Raw genomic sequence first — 16,630 nt, 5'->3', positions numbered from 1 at the left:
ATGAAGAGATGAAAACAAATACATTGAACGAGTTAAAAGAGCCATTAATGAATGGTGAATTTATTGAATTAGTAAACGAGGATGACCTTGCGTTATTAACTTTTAGAAAAGGAGCATTTTTATTTACACTAAATGGTAAAATCCTTTTTGCTCAAAAACGTTTTAAAAGTTTTATTGATAAAGTTTCTAAAATAGCATCACAAAATAATTTACAAATATTAGAGTCCGTATAATGAAAACAATAAACCTAACAAAAGCACAAAAAAACTCAATAAACAACTATGCCAGAATGGGTATAGATATTGAGTTAATAGATAATGATACCGTTAAAATAAAGCAAAGCAGGCTTATAAATGGTTATATTTTAACCAATAAACAGCTGCATGATAGGGCAAGAGAAATTTTCCCGGACAAGCATATTCGACCGGTTACTTTCTCTTTGCAAGTAGATGAAATTACAATAGATTGGATAGAAGAAAAGATGAAAGAATACGGTATTAAACGTAATGATTTAATTAGTCAGTTAGCTATAGATAAATCAAGCTTGAGCCTTATTTTTTCTGGCAAAAGAGAATTATCTAAGCCAATGAGAGCTACATTCTTTTATTACTTTTTAACCTACGAGCTTAACAGAGATTTAAGAGCGCAATTAGATTAGTTCTAATAAATCAGAATAGTCTTGAGGCAGTTCGGCATCAATATCTTTAAGGTAGTTTTTTAAGCCACTTAAAGAATCGTGCCCGGTTATGAGCATAAGCCTATCGTAAGTTTCAATTTGAGAATGTTGCTTTCTTAATTCTCTGTACATTTTAGTTATAAAGGTGTGCCTAAAAGAGTACATTGTATACTCTGGACCAAGTCCTAAAGCCTTTTTAACTTTTGTGAATTTTTTAGAAAAATAGTCTCTTCTGGATGTTTCTTTAGAGTTCCATTTTCCTATACCATTTGGAGTAAATAAATAATCTTCCGGACTGAACTTGTTAAGGTCCGGAAGTTTTTGTATTAAAATATCTGGTATTATTTTAGTTTTTAAAGGTTTGTTTTTTGCCCTTACCGTCAGCGTTTTTTCAGATACATTTATATCCTTAACCTGCAACCTGCAAACTTCAACAGGTCGTAAAAAGTTATACGAAACAAACTGAATAAAGAATAGCAATTCGGGTTCATTGTCTTTTAGGTAGGTAAAAATATTCTCTAAGTTGTTCTTGGAGTAGGTTTTGTTTCTAACAACTTTAGTTTTGAGTTTTTTAATGCTATCTACAAAGTTGTGTTTTATAATTTCTTGGTCTACAAGCACCTCAAATAAAGAGCTTAGTACTGCTCGTGTGTTATTTCTGTTACGTGCGCTTGAAGTTTTTAGAACTTCGTTTAAAAAATCAACAACATTAGAGCGTTCTAAATCTGTAATGTCAATTTCATCAAGTTTTCTATCCTTTAAAAAGGCTAAGAATAAACCAAGTCTACTTTCGTAATCTTTGTACGTTCGCTCTGTTACTGTTTTCTTTTTTATAGACAAAGCAAACTCAAGCGCATTTTTAACGGTGTAATTATCAGAATCAGAATCTTCTTTATAAGGAGAAAATCCTTGTTTTAAAAGTTCTTCAACATCATCTCGAAGCTCTTTAAGCATTGCGAGCCTTTCTGTTTTGGTCTTAAAATCTCTATTTATATTGTAGTAAATAGGGGGTTGCTGAACCAGCTTACCGGTTTTAGGATGCCTATAGCTGTAATACACGTACCACCTTTTAGAAAGGTCATAATCTTTACCGCCATGATAAATTTTTGGAGTAGTGTATTTTTTCACAGCATATTCGCTTTTATATTCGGTTTTATATTCGGTCCGAAGTTTATTTAGAATTGAACCCATAAAAAAATGCGCTTTAAAGCGCATTTTTACTGGATTTATGTCTTTGTAGCGAGGACGAGATTTGAACTCGTGACCTCCGGGTTATGAATCCGACGCTCTAACCAACTGAGCTACCTCGCCATTGCTCTTGTAAAGCGGGTGCAAATATATAATATCTTTTTTTGTTTTTAAAAAGATTACCCAACAAAAAATTTATACCTTTTCTTTTGTACTTTTTAATTAATATATATATTAGGCTCAACCTAAATAACTACCAATGGAAGACAAAGTTAAGTATGAATTAGAATTTGTAATACAATCTTCTCCTCAACTCTTATACCAGTATTTATCTACACCATCGGGGCTATCAGAGTGGTTTGCAGATAATGTAAATTCTCGTGGTGAAATTTTTACTTTTATTTGGGAAGAATCAGAAGAACAAGCCAAATTAGTAAAAAAGAAAAGTGGCGAGATGGTTAAATTTAGGTGGTTAGAAAGTGATGATGATAGCTATTTTGAATTTAGAATTGTTGTAGATGAAATCACCAAAGATGTATCGTTAATGATTACAGATTTTGCCGAAGAAGATGAGCTTGAAGAAGCTAAATTATTATGGGAAAATCAGATTTCAGATTTAAAACAAATTTTAGGTTCAGTTTAGTTAAAAGACTCAATATTAAAAAGTATCTTTGGCCTTGTTAAAAAACAAGGCTTTTTTTATGGTAAATTTTAACGGAAATCTTGTTAATCAAAACACTCCTGTTTTAAAATACAATAACAGAGGTTTGTATTATGCCGATGCTGTTTTTGAAACAATTAGAGTAGGAAACAGTAAAATATATTTTTGGGAAGACCATTATTTACGCCTAATGGCATCTATGCGCATTCTTAGAATGGAAATCCCGATGCATTTTACGCTAGAATATTTACAAGAAGAAATTTTAAAAACAGTAGAGGCCAATAACTTAACAGAAGCCAGTGCAAGAGTTAGGTTAACGGTATTTAGAGACACAGAAGGCACTTATTTACCAAAAGATAACAAGGTATCTTACATTATAGATGCCCAAGTTTTAAACAGCGCTTTTTATACTATTACTGATGCAGATTATGAGGTAGAGCTTTTTAAAGATTATTATGTTAATGCCGGATTATTAAGCACTTTAAAATCTGCTAATAAAATAATTCAAGTTGTAGGAAGTGTTTTTGCTAAAGAGAATGAATATAGCAATTGTTTATTGCTAAACAACCATAAAAATGTTGTAGAGGCTTTAAACGGAAATCTGTTTTTAGTTAAAGAAAATACTATAAAAACTCCACCTCTTACAGATGGATGTTTAAACGGAATTATTAGGAAACAGCTCATTAAAATACTTAATACTACCGATGAACTTGAATTTAAAGAAGAATCTATTTCTCCGTTTGAGCTTCAAAAAGCCGATGAGCTTTTTATAACCAACACCATTGTAGGAATACAGCCAATTACTAAATACCGCAAAAAAACATATCAAGCAGAGGTTGCCAAAAGTTTAATAGGAAAACTAAATGCACAAGCCAGGTTGGCTTAATTGAGCGTGGGGTTTTCGGGGGCATTAGACCACAAGAGGTAGCTACCTCCAAGCTCTATCATTTTTTCTTTCCAAAAAGTGCGGGAAGATTTTTTAATAATATTACTCTCGTAAATATTTTCTACAACTACCCAAGAGTTAGAAGCAAGTTCACGATCTAGCTGTTGGGCATCCCAACCGGAATATCCTAAAAAGAATCTAATATCATTAGGTGTGAGAACGCCGGTATTTATAAGCTCAATAACCTTATCAAAATTTCCACCCCAATATATGCCTTGAGAAATCTCTACACTATCTGTAATTAAATCAGGAACTTTATGAATAAAATAAAGATTGTCTTGCTCTACCGGACCACCATTATAAACCGTAAAATCTTTCTCTATTTCAGAAACCAGCTCATTTAATTTAAACTTAAAAGGCTTGTTTAAGATAAAGCCAATAGAACCGTCTAAATTATGTTCTGCAAGAAGCACAACCGATCTATTGAAAGATACGTCTCCAATGATAGAAGGCTCTGCTATTAGTAGATGCCCTTTTGCTGGTTTCAGAGCAATCATAAAGTGCAATTTTTAATAAATCTAAGTTTTTTTTCTGAAACCATCAAATTTTATGGTTATAGCAAAAAAAAACGCCACATTGTGGCGTTTATATTTTTGTAAAATAAGAGGGTAAGATTTTAGTTAACAGCATTGCTTAAATCTGAACCTGCTTTAAACTTTACAACATTTTTTGCAGGAATCTTGATAGTTTTACCAGTTTGAGGATTTCTACCTTCTCTTGCAGATCTTTTAGAAACAGACCAAGATCCAAATCCTACTAAAGATACTCTATTACCTTTTTTTAGCGAACTCTCTACATTGCCTAAAAAAGACTCTAATGCTTTTTTTGCTGCTGCTTTAGTGATGCCAGCGTCAGCTGCCATTGCATCAATTAATTCTGTTTTGTTCATAATCGAAGTAATTTAAATTGTTGGTTAAACATTATTTTTAAATAGCAACACAAATTTAGGCGGATTTGCTTACCATGCAAGTAAAACAGCGGGAAATCAAGGATTTTGTTAATAACTTAAGCACTTTGTTAATAAAGTAGGCTATTTTTTACAAGTTTTAGCTAACCTTACGGCTGGTAAGGGCTAACAAACGGTAGTTACTTCCGGAAAGCTAAATCCGTTTAAAAGTTCTTTAGCACTCATTTTTCGCTTTCCGGGTAATTGTAATTGCTTAACTATTAAATATCCTTCTGGATGTACAATTTTAATTTGTTTATTTTCTATAATTAAGGATAATGGATTTTTTGTAGGAGTTTTGCGCACTATTTCTGTTTCGTATATTTTAACAGTAAGAGTTTCTTCTCCAGTATTAATTTCACACCAAGCTCCCGGATACGGACTTAATCCTCTTATAAAGTTATGAATGTAGTTGAGTGGTTTACTCCAATTAATCTTGGCAGTTTCTTTATGAATTTTTGGAGCTAATTTAACCTTACCATCTTTTGGTTGTGGTACCGGATTAGCTTTGTTTACAGCAATTAAATCTAATGTTTTAAGCACTAAGAGTGCACCAATATTCATTAATTTATCATGTAGTGAGCCTGCGTTGTCTGTAGGGGTTATAGCTACTTCTTGTTGTAATATTATAGCACCGGTATCTATTTTTTCATCAATAAAAAAAGTGGTAACACCTGTTTTGGTTTCTCCGTTAATTATTGCCCAATTAATAGGGGCTGCCCCTCGGTAATCCGGCAGTAATGATGCGTGTAAATTAAACGTCCCGTATTTAGGCATTTGCCATACCTCTTTTGGTAACATTCTAAAGGCAACTACCACAAAAACATCGGCTTGTAAGCTTGCTAACGCTTCTAGAAAATAAGGATCCTTTAAATTAGTTGGTTGTAAAATTGGTATGTTATACTGTAACGCATATTGCTTAACAGCAGACTGTTGTATTTTTCTTCCTCTCCCGGCAGGTTTATCTGGTGCAGTAACTACGCCAACAACCTCATATTCAGATTCCATTATTTTTTTTAATGAGGCTACTGCAAAATCGGGAGTACCCATAAAAACTATTTTAAGCTTATTTCTCATTCCGGTAAACTATACTGATTTTTATGGTTAATTATAATCTTATTTTCTTCAAGCAAAGATCTTAATACTTTTAAAATATCTTCTTCTTTACAGTCTAGTTTTTTTACAATTTCTCTTGAGCTGTAAGGTTGTTTTTTTAGTAAGTTTACTACTGTAGTTTTGAGTGCCGGTAAATTTGCAGATGGGGTAGAAGCTTGCTTTTTACAAACAGAACATTGTTTACAGGGAGTAGTTACATTTTCTCCAAAATAGTTTAGCAAGAAAACACTTTTACAAGTTTTAGTGTCTTTAATGTATTCTATAACAGCATTAACTTGTTTAGTTTTTAGTTGATTTTGTTGTTTAATGTGTTTAGCAATAACGTTTATTGTTTTATCGTCTTCACGTGCAACTAAAAAAGTAATTTCTAAATCGGTGTGTTGTGCCTTGTAATTAATAATATTGTCTTTGGCAGCTTGCTCTAAAATTTTAAAAACCTGGTCTTCTGGTGTGTTACTTTTTTTTGCAATTAAGCTTGTATTTATTTTTGTAGGGACATCAAAAACACCACCATAAGTTCTTAAAATAGTTTGTAAAACATGTGCAGAACTTTTGTGTTGTTCTAAATAGTAAAAAACTTGATTATTACTTACTATAAAATGTATGGTGGCTTTTCGGTTAAATTCTTCAGACAAACTTATTACAGCATGCTTGTCTAATATTTTTAAAGTATTGTAGGTTTTAGTTGGAGAAAAACCATATGCTTGGCAAAATGAGTTAAATCGAAGCTGATAAGTGTCTAAAAAGCCTTCTCCATAAGGAATTTGAAGGTAACTATTTAGCTTTTTATAAACGGTTTTAACAAAACTCACATCGGGTAAAACCCCAAGAAATTGGCTTTGTAGTTTAGATACATCTGCACTACTGGTAATTATTGCAGCTTGTGATGGGTTTCCGTCTCTACCGGCTCTTCCGGCTTCTTGATAGTAGCTTTCAATACTATCCGGCAAATGCAAGTGTACAACGGTATAAACATTGCTTTTATCTATCCCCATTCCAAAAGCATTAGTGGCAACCATTACATTAGCCTTGTTATTAAGCCAAAAGTTTAAATGCTCTTGCTTTTTTTGAGAGGTTAAACCACCATGATAAAAAGTAGCTTTACAATTATGATTATTAAGATAATTTGCAATGTCTACGGTTGCCTTTCTATTTCTAACATATATAATAGCACTACCTTTATTTTCTTCTAAAAGGCTTAGTAATTTGTAGTGTTTATCTTCTTCGTAATAAACATTAAAAGAGATGTTTGGTCTGGCAAACGATTTTTTATAGACTACCGGGTTTCTTAACTTTAATTGATGAGTTATGTCGTTTAACACGGTTTTAGTTGCAGTTGCGGTAACGGCAATTACGGGCGTTTCCGGAAACCATTCTAACAGTAAATTACATTGCAAGTAGGCGGGTCTGAAATCATGTCCCCATTGCGATACACAATGAGCCTCATCTATGGCAATAACATTTACGTTCATTTGCCTTATTCTGTACTGCACTATGTCTTGCTGAAGTCGTTCTGGAGACAAGTAAAGAAACTTATAGTTACCATAAATACAGTTGTCTAAAATGGCATCTACTTCTGAGGCTGATAGACCACCGGTTAAAGCAACAGCTTTAATCCCTTTATTTTTTAATTGTTGCACCTGTTCTTTCATTAGTGCCACAAGCGGAGACACAACTATAGCAATGCCTTTTTTTGCCAAAGCAGGAATTTGATAACAAACCGATTTTCCTCCTCCGGTGGGCAATAACGCAACAACATGTTTGCCTTCTAAAACACTTTGTATTATTTGTTCTTGTGGTTCTCTAAACGAATTAAATCCCCAGTATTCTTGTAATATTTGTTTGGGTGTTAGCACTATATAATTTTTTCGGTAGCCTCAATAATGTATTGTGTACGTTCGGCTATGGTTCCGGTAGGCACATCAGTCATATCGTATCCAAAACGCTCGTATGTTTTTTGTAAATAATCATGTATAGCTACTGCTTGCTCAAAACTCTCATAGCGTTCACTATCTGATGTGTAAATCTCTTTCCAAGGGGGCAGTAAAAAAACATGATCGTAAATATGCTCTTTACACGTTTCTATAAAATATTCCGGATATGCATCACCAATATAATCCATATATGCCAATACATCTGGCAAACCTCTATCTAAAAATACAACATTATTATGGTGTTGTACAGCGTCTAAATATTGTTGTTTTCTACCCTCTAAAAGTTTTTTACTAAACAAAATCGGGTCGGTTAAAAAAAGTTGTTCAATACCTTGTTGTCTGGCTTCTTGAGTTACTTGTCTGGATATTTCAGGAAAACAAACATACCCTTTTTCTTTTAAGGCATTAATAATAGAAGTTTTTCCAGTGCCGGGTCCTCCGGTAATAACTATCTTTTTTGCGCTCACCGTATTTAATTGTTAGAACGGCAAAATAATGAAATACATATTAAACTAAAAAATTGATTTTGATGCAGTATCTTTGCAGTAAAATAGTTGTAAGATTATGCAAAGCAAAAAATCTGAAGACTTTTATAAACGATTAAAAAAAGAGTTATCTAATTCTACACTTTGGCCGGCAGATTACTTGTATAAATTTATTGTTCCTTCTAAAAAAGATAAAATAGAGGCTATACACAATGTTTTTAATGATACAGGCGCTGTCATACAAACCAAACAATCGTCTAAAGGCACTTATACCAGTGTTTCGGTTACAGTAAATTTAAAAAATCCTGATGCCGTAATAGCTTACTATAAGGAAGTTGGAAAAATAGAAGGGGTAATTTCGTTATAGCAACTTGCTTTTGCTATGTAAATTTTTGTATTTTGCACCCAGACAACTTTCCACAGATAACCAAACAAGCTTAATTTTTATATTTTGATAGATAATTTAGAATACAATTCAGAGCGTCCCAAGTTAATTATACCCGAATACGGAAGGCACGTGCAAAAAATGGTTGATTATGCGGTGTCTATAGAAGACAGAGAAGAGCGTAATCGTGTTGCAAAAGCAATTATTGCTGTTATGGGTAACTTAAATCCGCATTTGCGCGATGTGCCTGATTTTCAGCATAAGTTATGGGATCAACTATTTATTATGTCTGATTTTAAATTAGATGTAGATTCACCTTTCCCTAAACCCTCTAAAGAAAAACTGCAGGAACGACCAGAACGCTTAAGATATCCTCAAAACCATCCAAAATATCGCTTTTACGGTAATAACATTCAGAAAATGATAGATATCTGTAATAGTTGGGAAGAAGGCGATTTAAAACAAGCCTTAAAATACGCTATTGCAAACCACATGAAAAAGAGCTACCTGAATTGGAACAAAGATACCGTAGAAGACGATGTGATTTTTGAACATCTTTATGAGCTTAGTGATGGTAAAATTAACTTGGCTAAACACGACGAAGATTTAACCACCAGTAACGAGTTAATGCGAAACAGAGGAAAAAGCAGAAACGGTGGCAAGAAACATCACAAAAGCAACAAACGTAAAAACAGATACTAAAACTTTTTAACTACCTACTTTTATGGGAACCTTTAAGATTGAAGGCGGGCATCAATTAAAAGGTGCTATTACTCCGCAAGGCGCTAAAAATGAGGCATTACAAATTTTATGTGCTGTTTTATTAACTCCAGAAAAAGTTACCATTAATAACATACCCGATATTGTAGATGTAAACAAGCTAATTAAATTGCTTGAAAACCTGGGGGTTAAAATAAAGAAAAATGGTAAAGGCTCTTATACTTTTCAGTCAGATGAGATTAATTTAGATTACCTTCAATCTGAACAATTTAAAGAAGAGGGTAAGGGGCTTAGAGGTTCTATCATGATTGTTGGTCCGCTTTTAGCCAGATTTGGAAAAGGATATATACCAAAACCCGGAGGAGATAAAATTGGAAGAAGGCGTTTAGATACCCATTTTGAAGGTTTCATAAAGCTGGGAGCAAAGTTTAGGTATAACAGAGAAGAATATTTTTACGGAGTAGAGGCAAAAGAGCTTACCGGTACTTACATGTTGTTAGATGAGGCTTCTGTTACCGGTACAGCCAATATACTAATGGCAGCTGTTTTGGCTAAAGGTACTACTACTATATACAATGCGGCCTGTGAGCCTTATTTGCAGCAGCTGTGTAAAATGCTCAATAGAATGGGAGCCAAAATATCTGGTATTGGTTCTAATTTACTTACTGTAGAAGGTGTTAAAGAGCTTCATGGTACTGAGCATACCATGCTACCAGACATGATAGAAATTGGTAGTTGGATAGGACTTGCTGCTATGACCAGGAGCGAGCTTACCATAAAAAATGTAAGTTGGGATAACTTAGGACAAATTCCTAATGTGTTTGCAAGATTAGGAATCACGTTAGAGCGTAAAGGAGACGATATCTATATACCGGAACACACTAATGGTTACGAAATACAAAACTATATTGATGGCTCTATACTAACCATTGCCGATGCTCCTTGGCCGGGCTTTACTCCGGATTTATTGAGTATTGTTTTAGTGGTTGCAACACAAGCAAAAGGAGAGGTACTTGTACATCAAAAAATGTTTGAAAGCCGATTGTTTTTTGTAGATAAGCTTATAGATATGGGAGCAAAAATTATTCTTTGTGATCCGCATAGAGCAACAGTAATTGGCCATAATTTCAAATCGCAATTAAAGGCAACCACAATGACTTCTCCGGATATTAGAGCCGGAATATCACTTTTAATAGCTGCCTTATCTGCTAAAGGTACTTCTGTAATACATAATATAGAGCAAATAGACAGAGGTTACGAGAATATAGATGAAAGATTAAGGGCTATTGGTGCAAAAATAGAAAGGTTATAATGTAACCTTAAGAAAAAACAGAGTAATTGTTTTTAAGATAATCTTAGCTAAAAATCCTTTAGTTTAATGTTTAACAACATAATTAAAGGAGATTTCTTTGCGCGTGTAAAAGCCTAATTTTTCATATAAGTTTATTGCAATACTGTTGGTGTTTAAAACATGCAAAAAAGGTGTTTTGCCTTCGGCTATAATTTTATTTACAACATATGCAGTTAGTTGTTTTGCATAGCCTTTTCCTGTAAAATTAGGGTGGGTAACAATTGCGCTAACTTCGGTAAAATCATGTAGTTTAATTCGTTCTCCGGCAACAGCAATTAGTTGATTGTTTTTTATTATGCCGTAATAGTTGCCCATTAAATGAGTTTTTTCTTTAAAATATCCCGGCTGAACGGTATTAACCAATGTAAACAACTCTTTTTGGTGTGCAGTTGTTAGTTTTGTTATTGTTGTTGTGATAGGAAGACTAATAGGGTTATTAATTAACATTTGATTACAAACAAGCGTTTTTATAATGTTTACATTTTGTGGAATAGCTGCTACTTCTCCAACCAAATAAAAAGGTTCTTTAGAAACAGCTTTGTATGTAATCTTTTTTAGAACATGGTTTTCTTTGATAGCTGCAAACGGACAAATATTTGTTGGGTACATTTTAAAGATAGTATTACCCATATTAAAGTTGGCATGGGTTTGGTTTAAGGCATGCCATACAGGATTATTTAATTGTTGTAAGGTATTTGAAAGCAAAGCAACGAGTTAAATTTTGTGTTACTCTTTTTGCTGGTTAATTATTTTTTTAACTATAGCTATTTGCCCTAAATGATAGTGTGTATGCTCTATAATGCCCAGAAAGTTTCGGTAGTAAGTGCCGTACTTTTCTTCTACAAAGGTTTCAGACAGCTTTTCTTCGGGCATTTGTTCTATAAGAGAGGCTAATTCTTCGGCATTATTTAAAACGCTGACAATAAAGTTTTTCCAATCGGCTTCAGATTCAAAATTTGGATGATCAAAACTATATTTGTCTTTAGCATCTAACGGACCGCCCTTTACAACTTTTAAAGCAGCACGAACATAGTAGTCTATATGATAGAGTAATTTTACGATAGAATTTAGCTCATAAACAGAGGCGCTTGCTTTTTTTAAATTCACATCTGCCAGCTGCTCTTTAAGGTTAGAGAATGTCCAGTTTCCTCCAAAATATACTTCTCGTAAGTGTTTAGCAAGTATTTGAGTTGCTTTCATAAATGTATGTTTTTGTAGTAAACAATTTAATCAAATTAAATTTAAAGAAAACTAAAAAGGTTAAAGTATCGGAATACATAAATCTACTATGCATTTTTTCTCCGGATGTTCATTAAAATTGTTATGATAAATTTCAAAAGGGCTTTTAGAAGCTTTTGTATGACCGTTTTTATTCATCCAACCAAAAAGGCTTTTCCATGCTTGTTCAAATTCATCCATTTTAATTACAAAATTGCCAACAATGTGTTTTCCTTTATGAATTGTTGTAGTGCTGATATTTTTATTTAAAGGGATATTTTCAGAAACCGTAATACACGCACTCATTCTAACATTATCTGGTGGAGTATTTTTAAAACTATCGTGAAAAAGGGTAATTAATTTAGTATCTGGGTTTTGCATTAGTTTTTGTGGTATTGCCCATTGTAAAAGTGTGTTATATGCATGATTAATATTTTTATCTCCTTTAAAATTTACACACGCTAAATGTATTTCCGGAAGGTTTTTAATAGTAATAGTTGATTTCATAAAAAATATATTAGTTGTTAGGTTTAAAGAGGGTTATGGTGTAATTTAATAATTCGGTAGAACCGTGTTTACCGTGCCCGGGAATAATGTGTTTAACATCGGTAAATTTATGTTTTATTGCTAAAACGGTTTTAGGCCATTCGGTTACATTAGCATCTTCTAAGTTGCCTTTACTAGCGCCTTTAGCTTTAATCAGGCATCCACCAAATAAAGATTTATCGGTCGGAAAATACCCTATGCAATTATCTTGAGTGTGACCTTCTCCCATATAAAAAGCAAAAACTTTTTTGTTTCCTACATTTAGTGCCAAACTATCTGTAAAACTATTTTGAGGGATAATTTTGTTTGTTTGTTTTGCTAACAAAGTAGTTTTGTTTGTTGCAAAAGATGGAATTTTAGCTTTATGAAACTCTTTTAACCCGCCAAGACAATCATTATGAAAGTGGGTTACAACAACAGCTTTAATAGAAGCGTTTTGCGTTTTACGAATCCAATTAATTAACTCATTTGCTACAGTGTCATTAACGGGAGTATCAAAAACAACAACCTCAGAATTATTTTTAACAAACATACCATTGCAAGGAACATTGCCAAACGATTGCGTTTTTAAAAACGATGTATGAATGTATGTGTTTTCGGCAACTTGTTTAATAAGTAACGATTTGCTTTTGTAAACTAAAGATTCGTTATCAGCTTTTTTACAGGCAGAAATAAACAAAAATATAAGTAGAAAATAAAAAAAGTGCTTCACATTTGCTAATGTAATAATTAGCAGCTGTGAAGCAAAACAATTTATTGTAAATGACCTATTTTAAAAGGAATTTTTAGTATTCTCGTCAAGAATATAAACTAACTAATTAATTTTTTTAAATAACCCCCAACGGTTTAAAAGGCAAAAATGTTTTCCAGTTAGTGCCAAAGTAGTTTGTTAAAAACTCAGAAACTATTTTGTTATGTGTTTTTATTTTATTGTAAGTTAAAGGATTTAAAACACAGCTTTCAAAAATAAAATCAACATTAAATTTATTCTTAAAATCAATCATTTCATTAGTTTTAGTAGCATTAATACCACTAATTATAAAACTTAACTTACCTTTTTTAAAAAATAGCTTTTATTTTTTCTTTAGAGGTTTTTAAGGTTAAATATTCAGCTACAGCTGTATTATAACTTTTAATTGAATCTATATGCTTTTTGGTTATGTTTTTTTGTTTAAAATAAGAAGCTATTGTAAAGGCATTACTTGATTGCGGATAAATAGAAATGAAAGTTAATATTAGAATTATTTTTTTAAGCATAGTGTTTTTAAAATAAAAGACGATTTAAAGGTAACGATGTTGCAAGTTCAGATTATTCATGCACTTTTATCCATTCTATATTGGTGCTGTCTTTAAATTTTATAACCAGGTGTTTTTGGTGTAGGACAAAGAAACCAAGCTTTTTTTCTGAAATTAAATAATAGTAATGATTGTTAACTGTTTTAGTTGGTTTTCCTAATAGAGTTAAAATTTCTTTTTTGCTGAGTTTTCTAATGGTGTCATTATACAACACGTCTAAATACATTTTTTCTCTGTAAGTATATTCATTGTTACGTTTTTCTTGCCATTGTGATTTATTAAATTTTTGAGCTTGATTAGTAGGAGTAGAGGTTGAACTGGTTTTATCATCAGCACAAGACAAAAAACAAAGCAATAGGAGCAATAAAATTGTTTTTTTCATAACAACGAATGTTAACTGTAAAAATGTGTAAACTCTCTTAGCGAAATAAAATTAATACTGTTATCAGCATTAATTCTTTTGGTTACATCTTTTGTGTAAGATTTAATATCATCTCCCATTTTCTTTAATAGTCTGTTAATTTTTTTCTTACGCATACCTTTTACATTTTTTAGATGCTCTAAACTTTTAAACCATAAAGAGGGAGTATCAAACAGTAAAAGTGTATTGTCTAATTTTTTGCCTTTTACAGATAAGATTCTGTTTGTATTTGAAGAAAATTTAAGCTCTATGGTATCTAACTTTTTAAAACTAAACCTAAAGTCTAAAATATCATCGTAGCTTTCCGGTAAAACAATAAAAATTTTTATGTTACTTATGCCATAGGTAAATTCAGTGCTGTTATCTCTTTTGTTTAAGGCTTCTATAAGAGGTACAATTAAACTTTCTACATACAAAACAGATAAGATTTCTAACTGTTTAGCTTTTTTATCAATACGTCTTAAAATCAAAAAAATTATCACCAATACTAAAACAGTTATAATAGATTGGTAAATAATATTAGATGCTTTAAACAAACCTGATGTTAATACAGCAATAACGGCAGCAATTATAACATCTTTTGTTATGGCTAAAATGTTATTCATTTAAGATTTTTTAAGAGCAGATAAATCAGATAAAAGCGCTCATCAATAAAAAGATTTACGAACAAAACCACTTAATTAAATTATTATGCTCCTCACTAAACCATTCGTTTCCATTTTTATACATAGTTAATGAAGCATGAACGGGCTCATAATCTGTAAAATCTATTTGATTGTAAATACTTTTTATTGGCGCTAAATAATTAGTTTTAAGGCTTTCTATAGTATCTGTTTCTATAAAGTATTCTTCCCAATAGTTTAATAAAAAAGCAGCCCAGTCGTAAATTAAATTATACGCTTTTTGCTTATTAGCTTCAGTAACAACTATAAGTCCTATTTGATACGGATTTACTTTAGTAAGACTTGACGTATGATTGAAAATTGTTTTTTGAAAATTACCGGCATCAAACTCATATCACTCTGGTATGTTTTCTAAGTTCCAGATAATATTATTTTTAGTTTCTTCACTAAGGTTAGATTGTTGTATTAGTTTAATGCTGTTTGTTAAAAGCATATCTATTTCCCATAGCCCCATAAATCTAATTTTTTAATAACATACCTATTAAATATATGGATTAAGTACATTATAATAAAATTAACAGCCAGAAAATAGCGCTAAATTTAAGGATGTATTAAACGGTAAATAAAAGAGTTAAACAAATTACTTTATAAAAGTAATACCATGCTTTTGACAAATTTTGGTTACTTTTTCAAAATCGGGTGGACCAGGAGGTAATGCTGCTAATTCTTCAAACATTTTTTCTATTCCGGCCGGAAAAGCACTTGTAATCATTTTTGCTTTTGTTGTACCTACTACTTTCCAGGAATGAGGCACATTTTTAGGAGCAAAAGCTGTATCGCCTGGATTTAATATAGTAGTTTCTCCATTAACCATTATTTCTACTTGTCCTTTAACAACTCTAAAAATTTCATCTTCTTTGGTATGTAAATGAGGAGGTATTCCAACTCCGGGTTCAACATTATCTACCCATTCTACAATTTGATTATTAGTATCACTACCAACTAATTTGTGGGTTTGAATGTCTCCGATAACATTTAATACATCTCCTTCGGCATCTTTAATAATTTTAGGTTTTAGTGTTGATGCTACTTTAGTTTTGGTAAGTAGTTCTTTACCTTGTGCAATTCCCGGTAGTATAATTAGTCCTAATCCTAACCCGGATGCTTTAATGAATTTTTTACGGTCCATATTGTTTTTATTGTTTACAACTAACTAAAGATAGGGGAGTTAACAATAAAAAAGTTGTGAAAAAGTAGGTAAAACCTTAGAATATAAGATGTTTAGCTTTTTCTGATTTGCGAAGGAGACAATCCGGTATGTTTTTTTATGAAGTAACTAAAATAATCCGGAGAAGAAAACCCTAATTCGTAACCAACTTCTTTAATAGATTTATCGGTAAACTTTAGCTTATGGCGTGTACGCATTATAAGTTGCTCATCTATTAAACTTTTTGCATTAATACCCAACACCTCTTTAACACATTCGTTTAAATACCTATCAGATACATTAAGTAATTGTGCATAACTGTTAACTTCATGATGTTTAGAAAATTCCTGATCTATGCTCTTTTTAAATTTATAAACCAATGCAGCTTTGGCGTTATTATCTGTTATTACAGATTTTATATTGCATTGGCCATCACAATAAATAAAAAGCGTATTTAAAAGCGATAAAATAGCATCTTCTTTATTTTTAAGGTTTGTGCTTACAAGTTCATCTAACATTTCTACAATAGCCTGAACACGTTTTTCTATTCCGGGAGACAATTTTATTTTAGGTATCTGATGCTCTTCTTTAAAATACCTAACTTGTGTAATTTGAAGGTTATTAAACGTTGGATGATTTAAAATACTTTTTGGCAAATAAATTAAATAACCGGCTGATGTATTGCTATCGCTTTTATGTATTTCCCATTTAAAATTGGGGTTTAAAAAGAATAAAGAGTTAGCTACATGTTTGTGCGTTATATTATTTATTACAATACTGTTAACACCATCTTTAACCAAACATAATGTATAATAATCTCTTTCATTTGGGCTATGTGTAACCTTATTAAGTATTTGTGATATTTTAATAGTTTGATTTGACATGAAATATAGGCATAAACATTACACCAT

Annotated in this window: 22 protein-coding genes, 1 tRNA gene and 1 pseudogene; 7 read left to right on the top strand and 17 right to left on the bottom strand. The window is 31.9% G+C overall.

What is annotated here, in order from left to right:
• Window positions 1-8 precede the first annotated feature (8 nt).
• Window positions 9-233: a hypothetical protein gene (locus ACZ5CF_RS09720; protein WP_464579143.1), complete on the top strand. Its 225-nt coding sequence runs from the start codon at window positions 9-11 to the stop codon at window positions 231-233.
• The gene (locus ACZ5CF_RS09715) at window positions 233-658 is read left to right on the top strand and encodes a hypothetical protein (protein WP_464579142.1); all 426 of its coding nucleotides are present in this window, start codon (window positions 233-235) and stop codon (window positions 656-658) included. Before ACZ5CF_RS09720 ends, ACZ5CF_RS09715 begins: the two co-directional genes overlap by 1 nt.
• Here ACZ5CF_RS09715 and ACZ5CF_RS09710 read toward each other — a convergent pair.
• On the bottom strand, window positions 650-1,867 hold the full coding sequence (locus ACZ5CF_RS09710) for a tyrosine-type recombinase/integrase (RefSeq protein WP_464579141.1): 1,218 nt from the start codon (window positions 1,865-1,867) through the stop codon (window positions 650-652). The two genes, ACZ5CF_RS09715 and ACZ5CF_RS09710, sit on opposite strands and share 9 nt — an antisense overlap.
• Before the next feature lie 46 nt (window positions 1,868-1,913).
• Window positions 1,914-1,987: transfer RNA gene (locus ACZ5CF_RS09705), tRNA-Met, on the bottom strand.
• Between the two features lie 136 nt (window positions 1,988-2,123).
• On the opposite strand from ACZ5CF_RS09705, the gene ACZ5CF_RS09700 reads away from it, so the two are divergent.
• Both ACZ5CF_RS09700 and ACZ5CF_RS09695 read left to right on the top strand, forming a co-directional pair.
• Complete coding sequence (locus ACZ5CF_RS09700) at window positions 2,124-2,507, top strand: START-like domain-containing protein (RefSeq protein WP_464579140.1); 384 nt, start codon at window positions 2,124-2,126, stop codon at window positions 2,505-2,507.
• Window positions 2,508-2,565: 58 nt separating this feature from the next.
• Window positions 2,566-3,411 carry an aminotransferase class IV gene (locus tag ACZ5CF_RS09695; protein ID WP_464579139.1) on the top strand — a complete coding sequence of 282 codons (846 nt, stop codon included), beginning with the start codon at window positions 2,566-2,568 and terminating at the stop codon, window positions 3,409-3,411.
• Here ACZ5CF_RS09695 and ACZ5CF_RS09690 read toward each other — a convergent pair.
• The 5 genes from ACZ5CF_RS09690 to ACZ5CF_RS09670 form a co-directional block, all read right to left on the bottom strand.
• Window positions 3,408-3,968, bottom strand: coding sequence for a YqgE/AlgH family protein (locus tag ACZ5CF_RS09690; protein WP_464579138.1), 561 nt, complete (start codon window positions 3,966-3,968; stop codon window positions 3,408-3,410). The two genes, ACZ5CF_RS09695 and ACZ5CF_RS09690, sit on opposite strands and share 4 nt — an antisense overlap.
• A gap of 119 nt (window positions 3,969-4,087) precedes the next feature.
• On the bottom strand, window positions 4,088-4,360 hold the full coding sequence (locus tag ACZ5CF_RS09685) for an HU family DNA-binding protein (protein WP_464579137.1): 273 nt from the start codon (window positions 4,358-4,360) through the stop codon (window positions 4,088-4,090).
• Between the two features lie 183 nt (window positions 4,361-4,543).
• Window positions 4,544-5,494 carry a methionyl-tRNA formyltransferase gene (gene fmt / locus ACZ5CF_RS09680; RefSeq protein ID WP_464579136.1) on the bottom strand — a complete coding sequence of 317 codons (951 nt, stop codon included), beginning with the start codon at window positions 5,492-5,494 and terminating at the stop codon, window positions 4,544-4,546.
• Complete coding sequence (locus tag ACZ5CF_RS09675; RefSeq protein WP_464579135.1) at window positions 5,491-7,389, bottom strand: RecQ family ATP-dependent DNA helicase; 1,899 nt, start codon at window positions 7,387-7,389, stop codon at window positions 5,491-5,493. The genes fmt and ACZ5CF_RS09675 overlap by 4 nt, the downstream gene beginning before the upstream one ends.
• Window positions 7,389-7,934, bottom strand: a complete 546-nt coding sequence (locus ACZ5CF_RS09670; protein WP_464579134.1) for an AAA family ATPase — start codon at window positions 7,932-7,934, stop codon at window positions 7,389-7,391. The genes ACZ5CF_RS09675 and ACZ5CF_RS09670 overlap by 1 nt, the downstream gene beginning before the upstream one ends.
• Window positions 7,935-8,031: 97 nt before the next feature.
• On the opposite strand from ACZ5CF_RS09670, the gene ACZ5CF_RS09665 reads away from it, so the two are divergent.
• The 3 genes from ACZ5CF_RS09665 (at window position 8,032) to murA (ending at window position 10,369) form a co-directional block, all read left to right on the top strand.
• Entirely contained in the window at window positions 8,032-8,319 is a 288-nt protein-coding gene (locus ACZ5CF_RS09665) for a DUF493 family protein (RefSeq protein ID WP_464579133.1), read from the top strand.
• An 84-nt stretch (window positions 8,320-8,403) separates the two neighbouring features.
• Window positions 8,404-9,039: a DUF4290 domain-containing protein gene (locus ACZ5CF_RS09660; protein ID WP_464579132.1), complete on the top strand. Its 636-nt coding sequence runs from the start codon at window positions 8,404-8,406 to the stop codon at window positions 9,037-9,039.
• Window positions 9,040-9,061: 22 nt separating this feature from the next.
• Window positions 9,062-10,369 carry a UDP-N-acetylglucosamine 1-carboxyvinyltransferase gene (gene murA, locus ACZ5CF_RS09655; protein WP_464579130.1) on the top strand — a complete coding sequence of 436 codons (1,308 nt, stop codon included), beginning with the start codon at window positions 9,062-9,064 and terminating at the stop codon, window positions 10,367-10,369.
• 63 nt (window positions 10,370-10,432) lie between these two features.
• Here the strand turns inward: murA and ACZ5CF_RS09650 are convergent, their stop codons facing one another.
• The 10 genes and pseudogenes from ACZ5CF_RS09650 to ACZ5CF_RS09605 form a co-directional block, all read right to left on the bottom strand.
• Window positions 10,433-11,113 carry a GNAT family N-acetyltransferase gene (locus ACZ5CF_RS09650; protein ID WP_464579128.1) on the bottom strand — a complete coding sequence of 227 codons (681 nt, stop codon included), beginning with the start codon at window positions 11,111-11,113 and terminating at the stop codon, window positions 10,433-10,435.
• Between the two features lie 21 nt (window positions 11,114-11,134).
• Entirely contained in the window at window positions 11,135-11,608 is a 474-nt protein-coding gene (locus ACZ5CF_RS09645; RefSeq protein ID WP_464579127.1) for a DUF1572 domain-containing protein, read from the bottom strand.
• A gap of 60 nt (window positions 11,609-11,668) precedes the next feature.
• Complete coding sequence (locus ACZ5CF_RS09640; protein WP_464579126.1) at window positions 11,669-12,133, bottom strand: AraC family transcriptional regulator; 465 nt, start codon at window positions 12,131-12,133, stop codon at window positions 11,669-11,671.
• A 10-nt stretch (window positions 12,134-12,143) separates the two neighbouring features.
• Window positions 12,144-12,884, bottom strand: a complete 741-nt coding sequence (gene bla, locus ACZ5CF_RS09635; protein WP_464579125.1) for a subclass B1 metallo-beta-lactamase — start codon at window positions 12,882-12,884, stop codon at window positions 12,144-12,146.
• Between the two features lie 115 nt (window positions 12,885-12,999).
• Window positions 13,000-13,221, bottom strand: a pseudogene (locus ACZ5CF_RS09630) (FEKKY domain-containing protein); the annotation flags it as partial.
• Between the two features lie 10 nt (window positions 13,222-13,231).
• Window positions 13,232-13,429 carry a hypothetical protein gene (locus ACZ5CF_RS09625; protein WP_464579124.1) on the bottom strand — a complete coding sequence of 66 codons (198 nt, stop codon included), beginning with the start codon at window positions 13,427-13,429 and terminating at the stop codon, window positions 13,232-13,234.
• A 52-nt stretch (window positions 13,430-13,481) separates the two neighbouring features.
• Window positions 13,482-13,850: a hypothetical protein gene (locus ACZ5CF_RS09620; RefSeq protein WP_464579123.1), complete on the bottom strand. Its 369-nt coding sequence runs from the start codon at window positions 13,848-13,850 to the stop codon at window positions 13,482-13,484.
• 11 nt (window positions 13,851-13,861) lie between these two features.
• Window positions 13,862-14,494, bottom strand: a complete 633-nt coding sequence (locus tag ACZ5CF_RS09615) for a hypothetical protein (protein ID WP_464579122.1) — start codon at window positions 14,492-14,494, stop codon at window positions 13,862-13,864.
• 658 nt (window positions 14,495-15,152) lie between these two features.
• The gene (locus ACZ5CF_RS09610) at window positions 15,153-15,701 is read right to left on the bottom strand and encodes a cupin domain-containing protein (RefSeq protein WP_464579121.1); all 549 of its coding nucleotides are present in this window, start codon (window positions 15,699-15,701) and stop codon (window positions 15,153-15,155) included.
• Between the two features lie 92 nt (window positions 15,702-15,793).
• A complete protein-coding gene (locus ACZ5CF_RS09605) occupies window positions 15,794-16,603 on the bottom strand; it encodes a helix-turn-helix domain-containing protein (protein ID WP_464579120.1) in 810 nt (269 codons plus the stop codon).
• Window positions 16,604-16,630 lie beyond the last annotated feature (27 nt).

This window comes from Lutaonella thermophila, from assembly GCF_055387725.1.
This window is presented reverse-complemented; position numbering and strand designations above follow the sequence as displayed.

What these genes read in the sequence shown, in the direction of transcription:
- ACZ5CF_RS09615 (WP_464579122.1), bottom strand. Translation starts at nt 14,494, where the DNA reads ATGAATAACATTTTAGCCATAACAAAAGATGTTATAATTGCTGCCGTT.
- ACZ5CF_RS09640 (WP_464579126.1), bottom strand. Translation starts at nt 12,133, where the DNA reads ATGAAATCAACTATTACTATTAAAAACCTTCCGGAAATACATTTAGCG.
- ACZ5CF_RS09645 (WP_464579127.1), bottom strand. Translation starts at nt 11,608, where the DNA reads ATGAAAGCAACTCAAATACTTGCTAAACACTTACGAGAAGTATATTTT.
- ACZ5CF_RS09610 (WP_464579121.1), bottom strand. Translation starts at nt 15,701, where the DNA reads ATGGACCGTAAAAAATTCATTAAAGCATCCGGGTTAGGATTAGGACTA.
- ACZ5CF_RS09700 (WP_464579140.1), top strand. Translation starts at nt 2,124, where the DNA reads ATGGAAGACAAAGTTAAGTATGAATTAGAATTTGTAATACAATCTTCT.
- murA (WP_464579130.1), top strand. Translation starts at nt 9,062, where the DNA reads ATGGGAACCTTTAAGATTGAAGGCGGGCATCAATTAAAAGGTGCTATT.
- ACZ5CF_RS09695 (WP_464579139.1), top strand. Translation starts at nt 2,566, where the DNA reads ATGGTAAATTTTAACGGAAATCTTGTTAATCAAAACACTCCTGTTTTA.
- ACZ5CF_RS09625 (WP_464579124.1), bottom strand. Translation starts at nt 13,429, where the DNA reads ATGCTTAAAAAAATAATTCTAATATTAACTTTCATTTCTATTTATCCG.
- ACZ5CF_RS09690 (WP_464579138.1), bottom strand. Translation starts at nt 3,968, where the DNA reads ATGATTGCTCTGAAACCAGCAAAAGGGCATCTACTAATAGCAGAGCCT.
- ACZ5CF_RS09685 (WP_464579137.1), bottom strand. Translation starts at nt 4,360, where the DNA reads ATGAACAAAACAGAATTAATTGATGCAATGGCAGCTGACGCTGGCATC.
- ACZ5CF_RS09720 (WP_464579143.1), top strand. Translation starts at nt 9, where the DNA reads ATGAAAACAAATACATTGAACGAGTTAAAAGAGCCATTAATGAATGGT.
- ACZ5CF_RS09665 (WP_464579133.1), top strand. Translation starts at nt 8,032, where the DNA reads ATGCAAAGCAAAAAATCTGAAGACTTTTATAAACGATTAAAAAAAGAG.
- ACZ5CF_RS09710 (WP_464579141.1), bottom strand. Translation starts at nt 1,867, where the DNA reads ATGGGTTCAATTCTAAATAAACTTCGGACCGAATATAAAACCGAATAT.
- fmt (WP_464579136.1), bottom strand. Translation starts at nt 5,494, where the DNA reads ATGAGAAATAAGCTTAAAATAGTTTTTATGGGTACTCCCGATTTTGCA.
- ACZ5CF_RS09605 (WP_464579120.1), bottom strand. Translation starts at nt 16,603, where the DNA reads ATGTCAAATCAAACTATTAAAATATCACAAATACTTAATAAGGTTACA.
- ACZ5CF_RS09620 (WP_464579123.1), bottom strand. Translation starts at nt 13,850, where the DNA reads ATGAAAAAAACAATTTTATTGCTCCTATTGCTTTGTTTTTTGTCTTGT.
- ACZ5CF_RS09715 (WP_464579142.1), top strand. Translation starts at nt 233, where the DNA reads ATGAAAACAATAAACCTAACAAAAGCACAAAAAAACTCAATAAACAAC.